Source organism: Pseudomonadota bacterium (assembly GCA_039033415.1).
Taxonomy (GTDB): Bacteria; Pseudomonadota; Gammaproteobacteria; order Xanthomonadales; family SZUA-38; genus JANQOZ01.
This window is the reverse complement of sequence record JBCCCR010000005.1, coordinates 155,088-175,070: the sequence shown is the minus strand read 5'-3', so window position 1 is coordinate 175,070 and position 19,983 is coordinate 155,088. Positions and strand designations below refer to the sequence as shown.

At 62.0% G+C, this 19,983-nt stretch carries 6 protein-coding genes; 5 read left to right on the top strand and 1 reads right to left on the bottom strand.

The window, feature by feature from the left end; all coding sequences use genetic code 11:
• Positions 1 to 106: 106 nt before the first annotated feature.
• From AAF358_05630 to AAF358_05620, 3 genes are all read left to right on the top strand, one after another.
• A complete protein-coding gene (locus tag AAF358_05630; protein ID MEM7705011.1) occupies positions 107 to 1,783 on the top strand; it encodes a hypothetical protein in 1,677 nt (558 codons plus the stop codon).
• Positions 1,783 to 3,477, top strand: coding sequence for a hypothetical protein (locus AAF358_05625; GenBank protein MEM7705010.1), 1,695 nt, complete (start codon positions 1,783 to 1,785; stop codon positions 3,475 to 3,477). The genes AAF358_05630 and AAF358_05625 overlap by 1 nt, the downstream gene beginning before the upstream one ends.
• A 99-nt stretch (positions 3,478 to 3,576) precedes the next feature.
• Entirely contained in the window at positions 3,577 to 5,808 is a 2,232-nt protein-coding gene (locus AAF358_05620) for a hypothetical protein (GenBank protein ID MEM7705009.1), read from the top strand.
• 26 nt (positions 5,809 to 5,834) lie between these two features.
• Here the strand turns inward: AAF358_05620 and AAF358_05615 are convergent, their stop codons facing one another.
• Complete coding sequence (locus AAF358_05615) at positions 5,835 to 6,659, bottom strand: hypothetical protein (GenBank protein ID MEM7705008.1); 825 nt, start codon at positions 6,657 to 6,659, stop codon at positions 5,835 to 5,837.
• Between the two features lie 321 nt (positions 6,660 to 6,980).
• Here AAF358_05615 and AAF358_05610 point away from each other — a divergent pair, with 321 nt between their 5' ends.
• Positions 6,981 to 17,522 (top strand): Ig-like domain-containing protein, encoded by a 10,542-nt coding sequence (locus AAF358_05610; protein ID MEM7705007.1) that lies wholly within the window; start codon positions 6,981 to 6,983, stop codon positions 17,520 to 17,522.
• Positions 17,519 to 19,969 carry a hypothetical protein gene (locus AAF358_05605; GenBank protein ID MEM7705006.1) on the top strand — a complete coding sequence of 817 codons (2,451 nt, stop codon included), beginning with the start codon at positions 17,519 to 17,521 and terminating at the stop codon, positions 19,967 to 19,969. Before AAF358_05610 ends, AAF358_05605 begins: the two co-directional genes overlap by 4 nt.
• Positions 19,970 to 19,983: the final 14 nt, after the last annotated feature.

Below are 19,983 nucleotides of genomic sequence, written 5' to 3'. Positions count from 1 at the left end.
GTCGCTCAAACGCTCGCAATGCATGCTTATGCTGGACAACTATCCGTCTCGGCCCTGCCGAGCTTCGGTCGGTACGTTAATTATTGGGCTATCGCGGAACAGTTATATGCAAAGCAAAACGGAGTTTTCCTTGGAAACGCCAGGGCTGGCAATTCGGCCCGTGGTCTGGCTGGTACTGGCATTGTTGGCGGTACTGAATCTGCTGTCGTTCTCCGCGTTCGCGCAGGGTGGGCCAGTTAGGCTGAATGGTTTGCTGGTAGAGGGGGGCGATATTCGCCGTTCAATAATCAGCCCGGACGGGGCGACCGTGGTGTATGCCGCCGATCAGGATATCGACGAAGTGTTCGAGCTTTACAGCGTATCGATCGATGGCGGTGTACCGGTCAAGTTAAACGAGCCTCTGGACGGCCAGCGGGACGTTAGCACCAGCTTCACAGTAACTCCGGACGGCCGCAGAATTATCTATAGAGCTTCTCAAGATACGGTGGGAGTCTTTGAGCTCTTCAGTGTGCCGATAGAGGGCGGCGTCGTAACAAAACTCAATGATCCGCTTCCTGGTGGGGCAGACGTCACTCTTGCTCTGGTTAGCCCCGACAGCGAGACCGTCTTTTACGTGGCAGATCAAATAACCAACGACGTGATCGAACTTTTCCGTGTGCCCGCCGCCGGCGGCACGGTGGCGAAACTCAACGACGCCCTGACCCCGGGAGGGGATGTGCTGTTTTCGCCCCGGGTCAGTCCCGATGGGAGCACCGTGGTTTATCTCGCGGATGGAGAAACGGACAATGTACGCGAGCTGTTCAGCGTGTCTTCGGCCGGGGGTGCCGTGACCAAGCTCAACCCACCGCTCTCTTCGACGGGTGACGTCGATGGCCTCAATCTTCGAATCAGTGCTGACAGTACTACCGTGGTCTTTCGGGCAAACCAAAGCTCCTCGGATGGTCAGGCGCTGTTTAGCGTGCCCATTAACGGAGGGGCAGCAACACAGCTCAACGGGCCCCTGGTGAGCGGTGGTAACGTCAACAGGGCTGAAATTACGTCCGATAGCTCCCGGGTGGTTTATCTGGCTGATCAGGATACGGATGACCTCGTTGAGCTCTTCAGCGCCCCCATCGGTGGTGGCGTGGCGGTGAAGCTAAGTGATCCCGAAGTCGGAAACGTATTTTCCAGTTTCTCCCTAAGTTCTGACGGCGCCATGGTGGTGTACCGGCCCTCTGACGAATTTGGTGAGATCTTCAGCGTACCTGTGGACGGAGGTACTCCGACAAGACTCAGCGCGGTACTCCCAGCGACGGATCGTATCGGCGGATTTCAAATCTCGCCCGACGCCAGCAGCGTGGTGTATTCCTCGTTCAGTACGATTGTTAACGCCGTTGGCAAGACGGCCGCAAAGGGTGGGCCGCCGCTGAATGCGCTTTTCAGCGTTCCGTTAACCGGTGGTCCGGTTACGCAAATCCTGGAGAGGTTTCCGGACGGCAGTGGCATTCGGAGCAGTGCCATTTTCCCAGACAGTGGATCGGTCTTTTTTATCGCGGACCGGGATACGGCAGGGTTGTTCGAACTATTCGCCGTTTCACTCGGCGGTGGTGCCGTAGAGAAAATCAACGCGCCTCTGGTGAATGGCGGAAGAGTCCTTTCATTCAGTTTTGCGCCCAACGGCACACATGTTCTCTATGAGGCTGAGCAAAACGTTGCGGGAGTCGTTGAGCTGTTCAGCGTCTCCAGAAACGCTATCGGGGTTCTGGATCCTCTGTTTTCGGACGGTTTCGAGGAAGCACCGTGATGAACACTGACCGGTTAGCCATGCTCCGCGCGACCTCGAAAGCCGACCCATCCAGCCAGAAGCCCATTCCAGTCATCTGGCTGGTCCTGGCGTGGTTCATCTTGCTTTTCGTGATCCTGGTATCGGCGCTTGCGCAGGTTGAACCGGTGAAACTGAACGGTCCGCTGGTCGAGGGAGGTGAGATCCTTAGCTTCGCCATCAGCGCCGACGGCGCCAAGGTTGTTTATCTGGCCGACGAGGACATCGATGAGGTGGATGAGCTTTACAGTGTGTCCATCGTCGGCGGCGCGCCGACCAAGCTGAATGAACCGCTGGAAGGGGGGCGCGACGTTCGGTTTAACGGCTTTCTCCTGAGCCCGGACGGCACCAAAGCCCTTTTTGTCGCCTCTCAAGACTCCGAGGACGTCTTCGAGCTGTTCACCGTCCCGATCGAGGGCGGCAACGTGGAGAAACTCAATGACCCGCTGCCGGCGGGAGGAGATATCAGAGAATTCTTCTTTGGCCCCAATATGGAAAGAGTCATCTATACGGGCGACCAGACGAGGAACGGCGTGATCGAACTTTACAGCGTTCCCGCATCCGGGGGCGCGGTGACGAAGCTCAACGATGACCTGGTCAGCGGCGGGCAAATCATTTTTGATCCGATCTTCAGTCCGGACGGCGGCACCGTGGTCTACGTTGCAGATCAGGACACTAACCGTGTGCAGGAGTTCTACAGCGTACCTGCGGCCGGAGGTATCGTGACCAAGCTCAACCAGCCGCTATCCGCGAATGGCGACGTGAACGGATCCGGCTTTCGAATCCATCCCGACGGCTCGACCGTGCTCTACCTGGCCGCCGTGAACCAGCTTGGAACCGATGAGTTATTCAGCGTCCCCATTGATGGCGGCCCCATAACGACACTCAACAGTCCGCTCGTCAGCGGCGGGCGGGTATTCCGGTTCCAGATCAGCCCAGACGGGTTGCGGGTCCTCTACGTTGCGGATCAGGACACGGACAACCTTCTTGAACTGTACAGCGTTCTCATCGGCGGTGGTGGGGGCGTCAAATTGAGCGATCCTACCCTGGGTCGCGTCGGGCCATTCGCCCTCAGCGCTGACGGCAGCTCGGTCTTTTACCAGGCTTCCAATAATCGCACTGAGCTATTCAGCGTACCGCCGGGCGGCGGCATTTCGACCAAACTGAATACCCCATTGCCGAACCGTGACATCGTCAGTACCTTCGAGATATCCGATGAGGTCAGGGCCGTCGTGTACGCTACAGTCCCTGACCAGGCGAGCAAAGACGGTGGCGTTGCCACGAAAGGCCAACCGCCCGTCAACGCATTGTTCAGCGTCCCGTTTGGCGGTGGACCGGTAACGACGCTGGTTGACGGGTTTCCCGCGGGCACCGGCATCACCCGCTATGTCATCACCCCGGACGGCCGGGCCGTTCTGTTTCTCGCAGACCGGGATACGCAAGGCGTCAGCGAGCTGTTCATCGTGTCGATCGAAGGTGGCGCTATCCAGAAAGTCAACCCACCGCTGGTCAGCGGCGGCAGCGTAGAGTTCTTTGACGTGAGTCCAGACGGATCTCGGATCATCTATCGTGCCGATCAGCTTGCCGACGGAGTCGTGGAGCTGTTCAGCGCACCGAGGGGCAGCATCGGGCTGCCCGATCCTGTGTTCTTCGACGGCTTCGAAGAAGCACCGTAAACGCAACTTTTCTGGAGGTCCTGGCGGACTCAAGATCGTTTTTTCGCCCTGCTAGTTAAGGAGCGGCAAGTGCCGCACGCTCAACGGTAGGGAACGACAATGGTGAACGAACGATACACAGACCGCTGCGGCAGCCCGATGGTGGTTCTCTTGGGGGTTTTGCTGTTGCTGGCGGCAGGTCCTGTGGCGGGTCAGTGGAGCGATCAGTTTGCTCGTGCTCCAGAGCTCGCCTTAACGGCCATCGCCGAGACGCCTGAAGGGTTTGTCGGCGCGGGTCAGCCGCTGCAGTTCGTGAATGCCGCGGGTGAGGTCGAGTTTCATGTACTTCGATTCTTTGAAAATGGTCGCTGGCGCACCGGCGGCGCCATCGACTTCGGGATTTTCAGCGGCTCGATCACCTCGGTGACCCCGTTTCGCAATGATTACTGCGTCGGCGGAAACTTCACCAACTTCAGCCCCGGTGGGTTCAACTTCATCGCCTGCTACAGCACCGCTGAAGACAGCTGGTATCAGCCGGGCGGCACAGGCAACGGGCCGAACAATGCGGTCAATTCGGTTTGGTTCGATGGTGGCATCTACCTCTACATCGGCGGTAGCTTTACCGAAGTGCGGGACAACCAGGGGGCGCCGATCACGGCCAGCCGAGTGGCGCGAACCAGCGGCGCAGAATGGGAGCCGCTGATCGGAAACGGTGGTGCCACCAACGGCGTTGTGGCCCCGGTCCAAGTGGTGCGTACCTTCGAAGGTTTTGTGTTTGTCGCCAGCGGCAGCGGCGTATTCCGCTACAACTTGACCAATACTACCTGGACACCATTTGGGCAGACCGAAAGAAATACATCGTTCGGGACCGTCAGCGATCTGGCCTTTTTTAACAACGAAGTGATCGCGACAGGAGCCTTCGACAAAATCGACAGCGAGCCCGTGCCGGGAATCGCCGTGTCCCCGGTCGCCTCAGGACCTAGCTGGCGAACACTGGACGACGGGAGTCAGGGCCCTGGCTTTACCGTACCGAGCATGGCCACCAACTCCAGCTTCCTTTACGTGACCGGACCCTGGCCGGATTTGCCAGGGGCGAACGGGCTGGCGCGCTGGGACGGGTTTGCCTGGGAGGCGGTTGACACCACGGCGCTGGATCTGGGTTCTGCTTTAACAGCGACGCAAGTCATTACGCAGCCGAACAATGACATCTGTCTGCTTCACTTTGGCATATCGGGGACTGAGATCTTCAGTCCATTTGTTGTCTGTAAGGGAGAGCCTGACGGGCTCTGGCGGGGTACCAGTCAGGGGATTGAGGGCGCCGCCCAGGTGCTTGAAGAATACAATGGTGAGGTTTATGCCGGAGGCGGCTTTCTTTCTGCCGGCGATGACGTTAATGCACCGGTGATTGCACGCTGGGACGGCGCCCGCTGGTCGGCCGTCGGGAACGGTGTCACCGGCGATATTTTTTCCCTGGCGGTGTTTCAAGGCGAGCTTTATGCCGCCGGCAACGTCAGTGGAGCCGGCGGTTCGGCGACCGGCGGTTTGGTAGCCTGGAACGGCAGCAGCTGGCGCGATGCCGGCGGTTCCGACGTTTTTGCTGACAACCTTTACGTCCTTGAAAACGCCCTCTATTTCTCTGGCGTTGGCGGCGGCTGCGGGTCCGTGCTCCCCCGGGTCTGTCGGTTTAATGGCAGCACTATCGAGGACGCGAGCAGCGGCTTTCCGGAACCGATCTCGTTGTCTGCTATCGGGGAATACAACGGGCAGATCGCGGCCGCCGGCAACTTCCGGTTTGAAAACGGTACGCGGCGTGACGTGATTGCGCTGCTCGATAACGGCACGTGGGACGTGATCATCCGCTTCAGCTCGGGCGTGGGTGCTCTCGCGCTGGCCAACATTGACGGTGATCTGTATTTCGGTGGCCGTTTTACCGTCGTCGACAATGCGCCTGGCCGGCTGAATCGGATTGGCCGTTGGGACGGAAGCAATCTCTTTGCTCTGGGTACCGGCCTTGACGGCGGCGCTGCCGCGACCAGCGTTCAGGATATCCGGCTACACGACGGACTGATTTACATCACCGGTGACTTTGATGACGCAGGAGGTGTTACCAGCCGTGGTATCGCCGCATGGGATGGCAGCAGCTGGATCGGACTCAATGGCGGTACGATCCAGACGCCATTCCCGGCGCTCGGCTCGGGAAGTGTTGTGCCCGGCGTTGGCACCAGCCTCCTCTCGACATCAGAAGGGCTCTACATCGGCGGCACATTCGACCAGACAGGCCCTGTCTATGCGGGCAACGTCGCGCTGTTCACCGGCGATGTCGTCTTTTCCAGCGGGTTTGAAGTTCCGTAGCAGCGACTTCCCCTTCGGCGGCGACGCTAGTCCACCCGCTGACAGGGTGGCAGCGGTGGATCAAACTCGCCGATCGCCAGCGAGTTGTTCACGGCGTCCGCTGTGGCGGTGTTCCAATCGCTGAAGCTTAGCGGCAGCGGGCCCAGCGTGAAATCCAGAAACACGCGGTTCCCGTCGCGTCGGTAGATGCCAAAGTCGTTGCGCTCGATCAGCGTTGGGTCGCCCGTTGTGGTGCCCGAGGCAAAAAAGTCGCGCTGCCGAAACGCGGCGCCCGGTACAAACAGATTGATTGTTGAATCAAACGCGTTGAGCTCGATCACGTTGCTGTAGGTGCCGGCAGCGGTCAGCTGGTCCTGACACTCGTAGCGTTCGTACACTTCGGTCGCCGTATCGTAGCCATGCCCGATGGCGATACACGCAAGCTGCGCAGGCCGTCCTAGCCCGTTGCCGGTCGCCCCGAAGAAGCCGGGAATGCCCAGCCTGGGAGTGATTGTGTTGGTGGTCATCGCAAAATCGGCGCCAAAGCCATTGGTTGCGTCAAAGGTGATCTGGCCGTTGGTGATGGTGTAGTTGCCATTGACCGTCACAAAATCCCCCGTATCGACTTGGAAACCGCCCTGAACCGCGCCGTCAAACGCGAAATCGAAGTAGTAGCGATTCTGCGAAAGCGTGCTGTCATCGGTGTAGAACAGCTCGCAGAAAAACAGGACGTCCAGGGGCTCATTGGGCTGGTACACGAAGTCTCGGGGCTCGAAGTCGCCGATGAAAATCACGTCGTTGGGCTGTGCACTGCCCTTCGAAGCCCACAACAGCGCCAAGAAAAGCAGCAGCGCGTGTCCAAATGCCTTCATTCCACAATCGCCTTCTCAAGACCGGGGTTTCTTCCAGGTATAGACGAATCGTGAGAGTTTTCCGTCTCGATTCCCGTGCTGGTCAAGGGCAAATTGCCATGAAAGGAATTCCGAGTGCTGCTGTGGAGGCCATCTCACCCAGCCACACCGGAAGCGGAAAGCATCCCGGGATTAGACCGCTTTCCACCCATCACGTATGATTTCAAGGCTCTAGGGGTGTGGGAGCATCGCCGGTTGAGACTCAGGATGGGTCTAAGCGTGGCGCTGTCTCGACCGTACAGCAAGCCCGGCGCGGGCACGGTTACAAGGAGTCGCCATGCTGTGATCGGTAGGTTTATAACGTTCCGTGGACGATTGCGTTCCGCTGCCATTGCGCTGCTGCTGCTGGCCGGCGCGGTTGCGCATGCTCAGCCGATTGCCGTTGACGACGACTTCGTTGCGCCCGAGGACAATTCGCCGCTGGCTGGCGACGTGGCTGCTGATAACGGTAACGGCCCTGACGATCCGGGCGTAACGCCCAGCACGTTCGACCTGGTCACCGACGTCAGCAGCGGTACCCTAAGTCTCAATTCCGACGGCACCTTTACCTACACCTATCCGGCCGACTTTGACGGGTCCGACAGCTTTACCTACACCATCACGGATTCGACGCCGAACACCAGCGCACCGGCTACGGTCACGATTGTCATCGACCGCGTACCGGATTCGTTCGATGATTTGTTCACACCCAAGGAGGATGCCTCTCCCCTGGCCGGGAACGTCACCGCGGACAACGGCAGCGGCGCGGACGACCTGGGAGACGGCCTGGGCTCGGTGAATCTTGTCACCGACGTATCCACGGGGACGCTGCTCCTCAACAGCGACGGCAGCTTCACCTACACCTACCCGGCAGACTTCGACGGCAGCGACTCGTTTACCTACCAGGTTCTCGACGCAGACGGTGATCTCGGAAATACCGCGACGGTCACGATCGATATCGACGCGGTGCCGGACGCGCGCGCCGACAACGTCACCGTACCGGAGGACTCTACCGGTGAAATCAATAATGTATTGAGCGACAACGGCAGCGGCGCTGATGACCTGGGCGATGGGCTGTCCGCGGTTACCCAGGAGCCTTCGCCGACGCCTCTTGGCACCGTTAATCTTCAGACCAGCGGCATCTTCGACTATACGCCGCCTGCTGACTTTAGCGGAACCGACACCTTTGCCTACCGGGTGACCGACACCAACGGGGACAGCGATACGGCGCTGGTAACCGTGATCGTGGATCCGGTGCCAGACCCCGTGAACGATACGTTTACCCCCGACGAAGACGGATCGCCTTTGACGGGCAACGTGACGGTGGACAATGGCAGCGGCGCGGACGACCTCGGCAGCGGGCTGGGCTCGGTAAACCTGGTCACCGACGTCAGCAACGGCAGTCTGAGCCTGTCCGCCAACGGCGACTTCACCTATACCTATGCCACGGATTTTGACGGCAGCGACAGCTTTATCTACAGCGTGACGGACAGCAACGGCGATACTGGGCCAACCGCGACAGTCTCGATCAACGTCAACCCTATCCCGGACCTGCAGCCTGACAGCTTTACCCCCGATGAAGGTTCATCACCGCTGACGGGCAACGTGACCGCAGACAACGGAAATGGTGCTGACGATCTGGGCGACGGTCTGGGCACCGTCAACCTGGTGGTTGACGTCAGCAGCGGCGCGCTGGTACTGAACAGCGATGGAAGTTTCACCTACACCTATGCCACGGATTTTGACGGCAGCGACAGCTTCACCTACTCGGTAACCGACGCCAGTGGTGACGTGAGCACCAGCGCAACGGTATCGATCAATATCAACTCGATCCCCGACCCGGTTGACGACGGCTTTGCTATAGTTGAAGACGGTACGCTCAACGGCAACGTGCTGGCGGACAACGGCAATGGCACTGATGATCTTGGGGACGGCCTGGGAACGGTCAACCTGGGCAGCGACGTCAGTAATGGAACGCTCAACCTCAACGCCAGCGGTGCCTTCAGCTATTCCCCGGACGCCAACTTCAACGGCAGCGACAGCTTTACCTACACCATTACCGATACGGACGGAGACACCGGCCCGCCGGCAAGCGTCACCATCGCGATCGATCCAGCGCCGGACCCAACAGCCGACAGCTTTTCGCCCAAGGAGGACGCTTCTCCCCTGACGGGCAACGTGACCGTGGACAACGGCGGCGGCATCGACGATCTGGGTAGCGGCCTGGGAACGGTGGATCTGGTCAGCGATGTCAGCACAGGCACGCTGGCGCTGTCCGCCAACGGCGACTTTACTTTTACCTATCCCGCGGACTTTGACGGTACCGATACCTTCGTCTACAGCGTGACCGACGCCAACGGCGATACCGGGCCGCCTGCCACTGTCACGATTAATGTCGATCCGATTCCCGACACCGAGGACGATCTGTTCGAACCCAAAGAAGATGCCTCACCGCTGCTTGGGAACGTTGTCGTCGATAACGGCAGCGGCGCTGATGACCTGGGCGACGGGCTGGGCAGCATCAACCTGGTGACCGACGTGAGCAGCGGAACGCTCCTGCTGAACAGCGACGGCACCTTCAGCTATTTGTATCCAGCAGATTTCGACGGCGTCGACAGCTTCACGTACACCGCAACCGACGCCAACGGGGACACCGGGTCGCTGACGACGGTGGTCATCAACGTGGACCCGATTCCTGACCCCGTCGACGATACTTTTGCTCCAAAAGAAGACGCGCTGACGTTCAGCGGCACCGTCACGGCAGACAACGGCGCCGGTGCTGACGATCTGGGAGACGGCCTCGGAAGTATCAGCGTTCAGAACGACGTCACCACCGGTTCGCTGGCGCTCGCATCCGACGGCAGCTTTACCTACACCTACCCTGAGAACTTTGACGGCACCGACGGATTCACCTATCTCGTTACGGACGCTAACGGCGACGTAGGTCCGGCGGCTACTGTCACGTTCAACATCGACGCGGTCCCGGATCCGGTTGATGACGCCTTTGTCGTTGACGAAGACGCCAGCCTGTCCGGTGACGTCACCGCCGATAACGGCGCCGGCGTCGACGATCTGGGCACGGGGCTGGCCACGATAAACCTGACGGTGGATGTTGCCAATGGCTCGCTGGCGCTGAACCCCGACGGGTCCTTCAACTACAGCCCCAACGCCGATTTCGACGGCGCCGACAGCTTCAGCTACACCGTCACTGATACCAACGGCGACACCGGTCCTGGCGCCACCGTAAACATCGATATCGACCCGGTTCCGGACGGCCGGGCTGATGCCTTTATCGTCGACGAGGACACCAGACTGACGGGTGACGTGACCGCCGACAACGGCGGTGGCGTTGACGATCTGGGTGACGGCGTCGGCGCCGGCAGCTTCCAGGTAGCCACCGCACCGGCGCTTGGCGTGCTGCAGCTCGACCCGGATTCCGGCACCTTCAGCTATGACCCGGCCCTAAATGATGTGACCCCGGTCTTTTTCGAATACACCATCACCGATGTCGGCGCGACGCCCGATGTCAGTGCCCCGGTTCGAGTCGACATCACGATCGACCCGGTACCCGATCCCACCAACGACGTATTGCCGATCGCGCCTGCACTGGCGCTGGAAGACGGCGTGGCGTTTACCGGCAACGTAGATGTGGATAACGGCAACGGTGTCGACGACCGTGGCGACGACGCTGCCGGGCAAGCGAACGGCATCACGCTCGTCACCGACGTCACCAACGGCACGCTCTTGCTGCAGGACAACGGTGACTTCACGTACGACTCAAACGACAACTACTTCGGCCCGGACAGCTTCCAATACCAGGTCACGGACGATAATGGAGACGTCGGAGTGGCTACCGTCGACCTCACCATCACCCCGGTCAACGATCAGCCGAGCTTCGGCAACTTGCCACCGTTCGAAGCCGGAGCGGCCTGCGAACCCCAAACGCTGGTGCCGGGCTTTATGCCGCAGATCAGCGCCGGCCCGCCCAACGAATCCGACCAGACGCTCACCACCGAACTCTCGATTGTGGTCAGTCAGCCGGCGGGCGCGGTTGCCGGTGATCTGTTTTCCGAGTTGCCGGCCATCGATCCGCTCACCGGCACCTTGAGCTACGTGGGCCAGGCTGCGGGTCTGATGCAGGTTACCGTGCAGCTTCGCGACAGCGGCGGCACCGCCAACGGCGGCGTGGAGCTCAGCGATAGCCAGCTGTTTCTGCTGACGCTGGACGGGTCACCGCAAACGCAGGATGACTTCGACTTCGTCGATGAGGACGCGGCCGTTGTTTATGATCTGCGCGGTGCCAGCGCCTGCGCCAGCCCCCTGGATCTGAGCACTGTGCAGGTGATCGACCCGCCCGAAAACGGCACCACCGAGGTCGACCCCGAAACGGGGGAGATCACCTACCGACCCAACGCAGATTTTTTCAGCGCCTCGTTTTTCGAGCCTGACTCGTTTGTCTACCGGATTGCCGATGAAAACGGTGACACCAGTTCAGCGACCGTCTCGGTGCTGGTGCGGGCGGTGCCCGACGCTCGGGACGACGGCGTATTCGACGTGCTGGGTGACAGCGGCTTCACGACGCCGAACGTGCTGGCGAACGACGAATCTGGGGGCAGCACGCCGGCACCCCTGAGCGATGTCGACCCGGGGCTGACCGACACCGTCAGCGCTCAGGGCGGGACCGTGCAGTACAACGGTGACGGCACCTTCCTCTACACCCCCCCGTCGGGCTTTGTGGGCATGGACAGCTTCAGCTACGGGCTGACGCGAACCGAGGACGCCACCGGGCAGGTTCGTTCAGATACCGCCACGGTCATGCTGTCGGTCTTCCAGGCCAGCGCCTATACGCTAAACAAGTTTTGGCCCAACACGCCGTATCCGATTCCGTTCCGCAATCCCGACAGCTTTGTGGTGGACAATCTCGGGTTTGTCTACGTGCGCGATCGCGATCTCGGGCGTATTTTCAAGCTGAGCCCCAGCGCTCAGCTGGTCGGTTCGTTTGAAGACACCGGTGCTGGCGCCGGCGTGGGTGCGCGGCTGGCGGTCGATGGCGAGCGCAACGTCTACTCGGTCACCATCGGCGGCGGGCCCTTCACGCTCACCCGCTATACCAGCGACGGTCAGGAGCTGGGCTGCCTCAACGCCGCCGGCAGCGGAGGCTGTGCCGGGCTGCCCGCAGGCGTCAGCCTGTCGGCTATCCGCGATCTTGAGTTTGCCCCCGACGGGACCCTGCTGCTGATTGCCGGCTCCGGTGATCGGGGCGTGCACCGGCTCGGCCTGGACCTCACCTATCAACGGCTGGAAATTCCCGAGCCCGTGGGCAGCTCGCTGCTGGATATCGCCGCCGGCGCAGACGGCGTGATCTACACCCTGACCGCCGGCGCGAGCCTGACCATCGATCGATACACCGCCATGGGGACCTTTCTCGGCTCCTTCCCTGGCACGGTGAGCAGCGGCGACAGCTACAACCTCAAGTTTGGCGTCAGTGCCGGCGAAGGGCGGGTAGCACTGCTGACCAACGACACCAACCGGGTCAACCTCGCGGTGTTCAGTGAGGTCGGTACACAGATCACCGGCGTGGATCTTGCGGGCCTGCTCGAGAGCAACGGGCTGATCTTTGATCGCTTCGGCAACCTGTTGATCGGCGTTCCCGGGCGCTTTGCCCGCTATACGCTGTTTGGGCAGCTAGTCGAAGAGGTCGGGTTTTCCGGCACTACGCCCGGCCGCTTCGACCGGCCCCTGGGCCTGGACGTGACTGCGGCGGGAGACCTGATTGTTGCCGACACCAACAATGCCCGGGTGCAGTTTTTCGACGACGTCAGCGGCCAGCTGCTGTCCGTTCAGAACCTCAATCGACAGGGTATGCCGGCCATCCCCGCCGATGTGGCGGCTGACCCGACAGGCGGCAACTTCTTTATTATCGAAGACGACCGCCTGCTGGAGTACGCGCCGGGCACGCCCAGCGCGGCGCTGCTAAACGACGCTCCGCTGCCGTGCAGCCCGTCCCACCTGGTAGCTGAGGCAAACGGAGATCTGATCTTCGATTGCCCGGCCGGCCTGCTGTACCGGATGCCGGCGGCCGGTGTACCGACACCCCTGGTGGTGGTGCCGGGTACGAGCAGCGTGCTGGATCTCTCCGTGGGGAACGTAATGGGACAGCCGCAGCTGCTGGGCCTGGCGGTCGACGGTGGCGGCACTCGCTTCCTGTTCCAGGTTGATCTGATCAGTGCCGTCGTTGCGACCACCCCACTGACCGGTTCTTTGGCCACGAACGCGGTAGCGCTTGAGCTGCTGGCCGACGAAACCCTGGCGGTGGCCGAAGACGATTTCGACAACGGACCTAACGATTCGCGTGTTGTGAGGGTTTCGCTGCTGGGCACCGAAATCGATCAGCCGGCCGGCCCGGGCACCGGTCCCCTCGGTGTTGCTGAGGTTGGCGCCATAAGGCGGCTGGATGCCCAGCGATTTGCCGTGCTCGATGCCCGCCTTGGTCGGCTCCAGGTGGTTGAGGCAACAACTGCGACCTTTGATCGGCGCGCTGTCGTCGTCGCGGGCGGTGGCCCGTATGCCGGGAATAATCTCTGGGACGCGACTCAGGTGAACGCTAATCTTGCCTACCGGACGCTGCTGTTCCGAGGTTATCGCAAGGAAGACATCATCTATCTGAGCGCCGATGACCTGAACAACGCCGATATCGACTCCGATGGTGTGGCTGACGATATCGACGGCTTTCCCACGGTTACGGCGATCGAAAGCGCGATCATGAGCCTGGCCGGCGCCGACGAGGCGGTGGTATACCTGGCGGATCATGGCGACACCGAACGTTTCCGGGTTAACGGGCTGGCCATCCCGAGCCTGGGTATCGCGCCCGAGACGCTGGATTCGACCACCCTTGGAAGCTGGCTAGACAACCTGGATACCAGCGGCGCGCCCGGTCAGCTCACCGTGATCTATGAGGCCTGCGAGTCCGGGTCATTCCTGGACAACCTCGAGAGCCCAAGCCCAGCGCGGGTGGTGATCACCACCACCAATACGGGTCAGGATGCGAAGTTTATCTCCCAGGGCTATCTGTCGTTCTCGGCCCAGTTCTGGTCGGAGATCTTTGACGGCGGCAGCGTCGGGGAAGCGTTCGAGGCGGCTTCGGCGGCGGTGGGTAACCAGACCATTGACCAGGATCCGCAGGTCGACGTCAACGGCATCAGCAATGGTGGCGACCTGGGTCAGCTGAACTACTTTATCGGCGGCGACACGGCGGCGGTGAACGACTCACCTGGAATCGAAAACGCCAGCCTGCAGCTCTCTGGAGCGCTCGACGTGGTGGTGTCCAACCCGCAAGACGTGGCACGCGCATTTGCAGTGGTCAGGCCACCGATGCTCACTACCGGGGCCAGCGACAACCCGGTAATCGGGCTGCCTGAGGTTGAGCTGTCCCCGCCGCTGTCCGGTTGCGGCTTTGCGTCAACCTGCACCTTCAGCGGCATCTTCGATGGATTCGTCGCCGAGGGCATGTACTCGGTGGAGGTTCTGCTGCGCGACACGTCCGGCTATCTCACCCGTTTCGAGGTGCCTTTGACCGCCAACATCACCAACCCGCCGCGCCGGCGGGCCGTGGTGGTCGCCGGCTTTTCTGACAACCCGACGGAGCAGCAGCGGATCGAGAACGCCGCCGCGTTCGTCTACCGTGCGCTCCTACAGCAGGGCTATCAGGACGATCCCAACGGGATCGAGGATATTCGTTTCTTGAGCGCTGGCAGCAGCGGTATTCCGGGCGTTGACCAGCAGCTCTCGCGCTCGGCGCTGGAGTTCACTTTTACCCAGTGGGCAACGGAAGGGCTTAAGGATCTCACCGTTTACTTTGTGGGTCGCACCCAGGGCAGCAGCTTTTTCCTGGGCGCGGGAGATCTGCTGACCGCACGCGATATGGACGCGTGGTTCGACGACCTGCAGGAGGGACTTGAGCCGGTGCTCACCGGTACGCTGCTCGCGATGTTTGAAGGCAACACGGCGGGTCAGCTACTGCCAGACCTGGCGGGTATCCCCGGCAGGCCGCGCATCATTCTCTCCAGCACCGGACTTGCCGAAAACGCGATGCTGTTTGCTGACACCGACCCGCTGTTTACGCGCCATTACTGGACGGGTGTGGCCAACGGCGCAAGCGCCGGGGAATCGTTCGACATTGCCGCTCGCGCGGTTGCGGCCCTGTCTACCACTCAGATGCCGATGCTCGACGACGGTGGCGGCGTGGCTGGAGAAAACGACGGCCGCGCCAATGGCCCCATGGACGGCCTGGTGGCCCGCGCTTACAACATCGGTCCCGGCGTTCGCCAGGCGGGCAACGCGCCGCTGATCGGGGGCGTTTCCGACGACATCGAGCTGGATGGTACCGACACCACCGTCCTGCGGGCGACTGACGTGAGCAGCACTCAGCAGTCGCCGGTGATGAACGTCTTCGCCGCCATCTCGCCGCCGAGCCCGTTTGCGCCCCAGCAATTTGTGGACCTTCAGCCGGTCGGCGGCAGCGTTTACGAGGCGTCTTTTGATGGCTTTGATCTGGGCGGCCGGTACCAGGTCGCGCTGTTTGCGGTGGATGATGACGAAAACATCTCGGTGCAGCAGGAGCTGAGCGTAGTACGGCTGGATGCGCCCGACGGTTATGAGGTGGACGACACCGCGGCCCAGGCTTCGGTGCTGTTTATCGACGCCGATCAGGCCCAGTTTCACTCGCTGCACGTTCCAGCGGACGAGGATTGGGTGCGATTCTTTGGGCGCGCGGATGCGACCTACGAGTTCAGCGTGGTAAACCAGGATGCAAGTGATCAGCTGCAGCTGCGGTTGGAGCTGCGGTCCGATCAGGACACCGTACTGTTCACTAGCCAGGGTCTTGCCGGAGGCGACGTTGGCCTCTCCGTCGGCCCTGGGCTCGTCAATACGCTGCCCGAGGACGAGGAGTATTTTCTGCGCGTCACCGCGCTGAGCGGCGGCGGGGCAGGCGCATTCTACACGCTGCGCGCATTCCAGCCGCTGGGCGACAACGTGGGCGTCCTCGAGGGTCGTGTGGTGGACGGTAGCAGCGGTGCCCCGATACCCGGTGCGGTAATTACCAGCGGCGGCCTGACTGTATTCAGCAACCAGGTGGGTGAGTTCATCCTGGCCAACAGCCCCAACAGTTATTCCCTGGATATCCTCGCGAACACGTTTCAGCCGCTCACCGATACCTACGCTCTGGCCGCACGCGAGACCACCACCAGGGTGTTTGGCTTAGTCTCGGCCACCGCCGGCTCGCCGGCGCTTCAGTTGCGCGCGCCCATCGACGTAACCACCGCCAGTGCCACGCTGCTCGCGGACGTTGACCCTCAGGGCGACCTGACGGACGTGATATTCCGACTACGGCCGGTGGGTGGTGAGTTTGGCCCTGAGCTAAGTGCTTCGTCGGTCTCAACGCCACTGCTGGTCGGTCGTCAGGTGGATGGTCTGGACTGCAGCTCGAGCTTCGAGTTCGAGGCTAGCGCCAGCAACTCGAGCGGCTCAGTGACCGACGGCCCGCTGGTTTTTGACACGCTCGAGTGCGTCGACCCGCCGGTGCTGAGCAATATCGGCTTTGACAACGTGTCTGACCAGAGCGCCCGGATTCAGATCGACGTGGACTCGAGCGAGACCGCGCAGGTGGTGTATCGGCTGCGGCCCGCCGGTCAAGAGTTTGGCGATTTCCTCTCGGCAGGCAACGTTGCGGGCACGGGTGTACAGGTGACCGTAGATCTCGACAACCTGATCTGCGAAACGGTGTTCGACTTCCAGTTCCGCGCGACCAACACCGGCGGTGAGACCTTGTCCACCGTGGCGAGCCTCACCACCGAAAGCTGTGTGGCGGGTATTCCGGAGGTCACTACCGGATCAGCCGACCAGATCACCGAGACATCAGCCAGGCTCAACGCGCTGGTGGACGGCAACGGGGGCGTAGTGGACGTGCAGTTCGACTTTGGCCTGACCACGGCGTACGGCAACGTGGTGCTGCTGGTCGGCGTCAACGCAGCGGGTGGACAGGTTCCCGTCAGTGCCAACATCTCCGGCCTTGTGTGTGGCACCGAATATCGCTTCCGGGTTCGCGCCACCAACGCCCAGGGGCAACGGGTGGGCTTCGACCGGTCCTTTGAGACCACCGTTTGTCCCCGCGACGTGAACCTGCTGCTCGTGGATGACGACAATAACGCGCCGGACGTGGCGCAGACTCTGACAAACGACCTGGCTGCGCTGGGTGTTACGGCACAGGTGCTGGTTACCAACGGGGACGCTGACGAGCCCGCGGCCGACGACCTGCAGGGATTTGACGTCGTACTGTGGGCCACGGGTCAGGCGAGCGATGTGTTCACTGGCCCGGCCAGCGCCGCCGAAACGGCCATCCAGTCCTTCCTCGACGCGGGCGGGTGTTTCGCCATAAGCTCCGAAGGTTGGCTCAACGCTCGTGGCCAGGGAAGTGATACGCCAACGCCGCTGATGAGGAGCCTCGGTGTGGCCAGCGCCCTGTCGGACGTCAATCCCGTGAGCCTGACCGGACAGGCGCCGGCTTTTGAGGGGCTCGGGCCCTACGATCTTTCCGCGCCGCAGGCTGACGTGCTCGAACCGCAAAGCGATGCGAACGTCATCTTCGACGGCAACGGCGGCGGGGCTGCGGTGCTTCGCCGCAGTGAAAGCGGCGACGGCGTGTATTTCGGCTTTGACCTGGCGGCGCTGGCCAGCCCGGCAGATCGGCAGGACGTTCTGGAGCGCGTTCTCGACTTCTGTGAATCGAGAGTCTTCGAAAACGGGTTCGAGGAAATTCAGGATTCTACCGCGGAGCAGCAGCCATGAAGATTAACCTGACGGTTGCGCTGGCGGGGTTTGCGGGAGCGCTGGCAACTTTTCAGGCCGTCAGCCAGTCCGGCAGCCAGGCGCGACAGTTTGCTGCGGCGGAACTGTCCGCGGACGGCACGGCCGTTGTGCTGCTCGTATCCTCCGGTGGTGGCGCGACCGGCGGCAACGAGGCGCTAGTTTTCAATCGCCAGGACGGAACCGTGACTCAGGTTCATCTGAACTCGGCCGGCAACCCGCCAGGCAATTTCGACGTCAGCGGGACGCCGTCCCTGTCTGCCAATGGAGAAGTGGTGGCGCTGGCCTCCTTCGCCGACCTCGATCTCAGCAATCCGGACGGGAACGGTACGGCGGATGCCTACGTGAGACTGGTGACCGTGCCCGATACCCGGCTGGTGTCGCGCAGCACCGCGGGAGAACAAAGCAGTGCCGGCGGCCAGCTTCCCGTGGTTTCTGACGACGGTCAATGGGTCGCGTTTCAGACCGTGGCGAGCAATCTCGAACCGGCGGACAACGACGGTGGCGGCCACGATATCTTTTTGCATAACCTCAGCACGAGCGAAACCCGGCTGGTGTCGCTGGATGAGACGGGCGCCCAGCTTGCAGCTCCGGCCACCGATCCGCGCATCAGCGCGGACGGCCGATTCGTCGCGTTTGAGGAGTTCCCCGGTGCCGGCCAGGGCAACGTGCTGCGGGTGGCTGACACCCAGGCGGGAACAAGCGTGATTGCAAGCCGAGATGATCTGGGGCAAACGCTGACCGCCAGCCAGACGCTGATCGGCGACCTGTCTGCAGACGGGCGCTGGCTGACCTTCCAGACCAACGGCGCGGCGGTTGCCGCCGACGCGAACGGCGAAAGTGACGTGTATCTACGAGACCTCACCCTGGGAATCACCGAGCGAGTGTCTCTGGGAGCGGCGGGCGCTGAGGGAGATGGTGCCGCGACGGATTCGCGGGTCTCTGACAATGGCAACCTGATCGCCTTCGAATCCACTGCAAGCAACCTGGTGGCGGACGACACCAACGGCGTCCAGGACGTTTTTGTCCGGGACCGCGGAGCCGCGACGACACGACGGGTGTCGGTGACCACGGCGGGTGGGGAAGTGGATGCGGTCACCGAGCTCGCGGGCCTCTCGGCTGACGGCCGCTGGGTGCTGCTGCGCTCGGCCAGTCTCGACCTGGCTGACGGCGCTGAGGAGTGTGCCGGCTCTCTGGCCTGTAACGTTTTTGTCCACGATCGCGATACGGGCGTGACCCAGCGGATTCCGACGCCCGACGCCGTGGCTGAATCCGTGGTTCCACCGCTCTCGCTGGCGGCCGGAGATCGGCTGGGCGCATCCGTTGCCGTTCGCGGGTCTGATCTTGCTAGCGGTCTTCCTGGGTCGTCAACCGACCAGGGTGCGGTGGCGATTTACCGCATTGTCGAAGGTCGCGCACAGCCGCAGCCCACGCTGGAGGTGCCGATCGGTTTCTCGGCCTCAGGTTTTGGAGCAGCGGTTTCGATCAGTGGTGACCTCATGGTAGTGGGCGCCTCGCAGTCGGTAAGCATGAAGGGGCCAGGCGAGCGACTCGAGGTTGCGGTGTATGAGCGCGCCGCCGGCCAATGGGTATTCCACCAGGCGCTGTCCGCCCCCGTTCCCGGTACAGCCTTTGGGGCAGCGGTCGCGATCGACCGTTCGCTGCTGCTGATTGGTGCGCCCGAAGATGCCGAGGGAGAGGCTACGGCTACGGCCAGCGGTGCGGCTTACCTCTATGCGCGCAGTGGCCCAGGCGAGGACTTCGAGCTGGTCAACAAAGTAAAACTGGCCGGGGCGGCCGGCGGTTCTAGCTTTGGCACGTCGGTTGCGTTAAACAACGGTGTTGCAGCCGTGGGTGCACCGGGCGCGTCCGCAGTTGGCGGGACGGTTTCCGGTGTCGCAGGTATCTATGCGGCGGGCCCTGCTGGACTGACGTTGTTAGCCGTGGCTGAGCCTTCGGGGCCTCAGCAGGGCGAACAGGTCGGTTTTTCGGTAGCGGTGTCTGGTGCGGCAGTTGTGGTGGCGGGTGCACCGGGCGCTGGCGGCGCGGGCGGAGACAACGAAGGGACGGCCTACCTTTTTTCCAGCGCAGGGGCGCCGCTCGGACAGCTTCTGCCGGATGACCCGGTGCCTGATGGACGGTTTGGAACTGCGGTGGCGGTGAGCGACCGCACGCTGGCTGTCGGGTCGCCAGGAGCGCTGGTGGCGAACGTCCCGGTGGGCGCAATTTATCGTTTCGAACTTAACGCTGCTTCTGCGCAACCGGTGCGACGGCGATCTGCCCGCGCTATGCAGCTGGGGTTTGGTGAAGCGCTGGCGGTATCGGGTCAGCGGCTGTTGATCGGGGCTCCTGAATCTGAGGGTGCCGCCGGAGCGGTGATCTTCGTGACAAATCCGCGCCAGATCTTTCTCAGCGGCTTTGAGGACTAAGCAGCCTTTAAGGC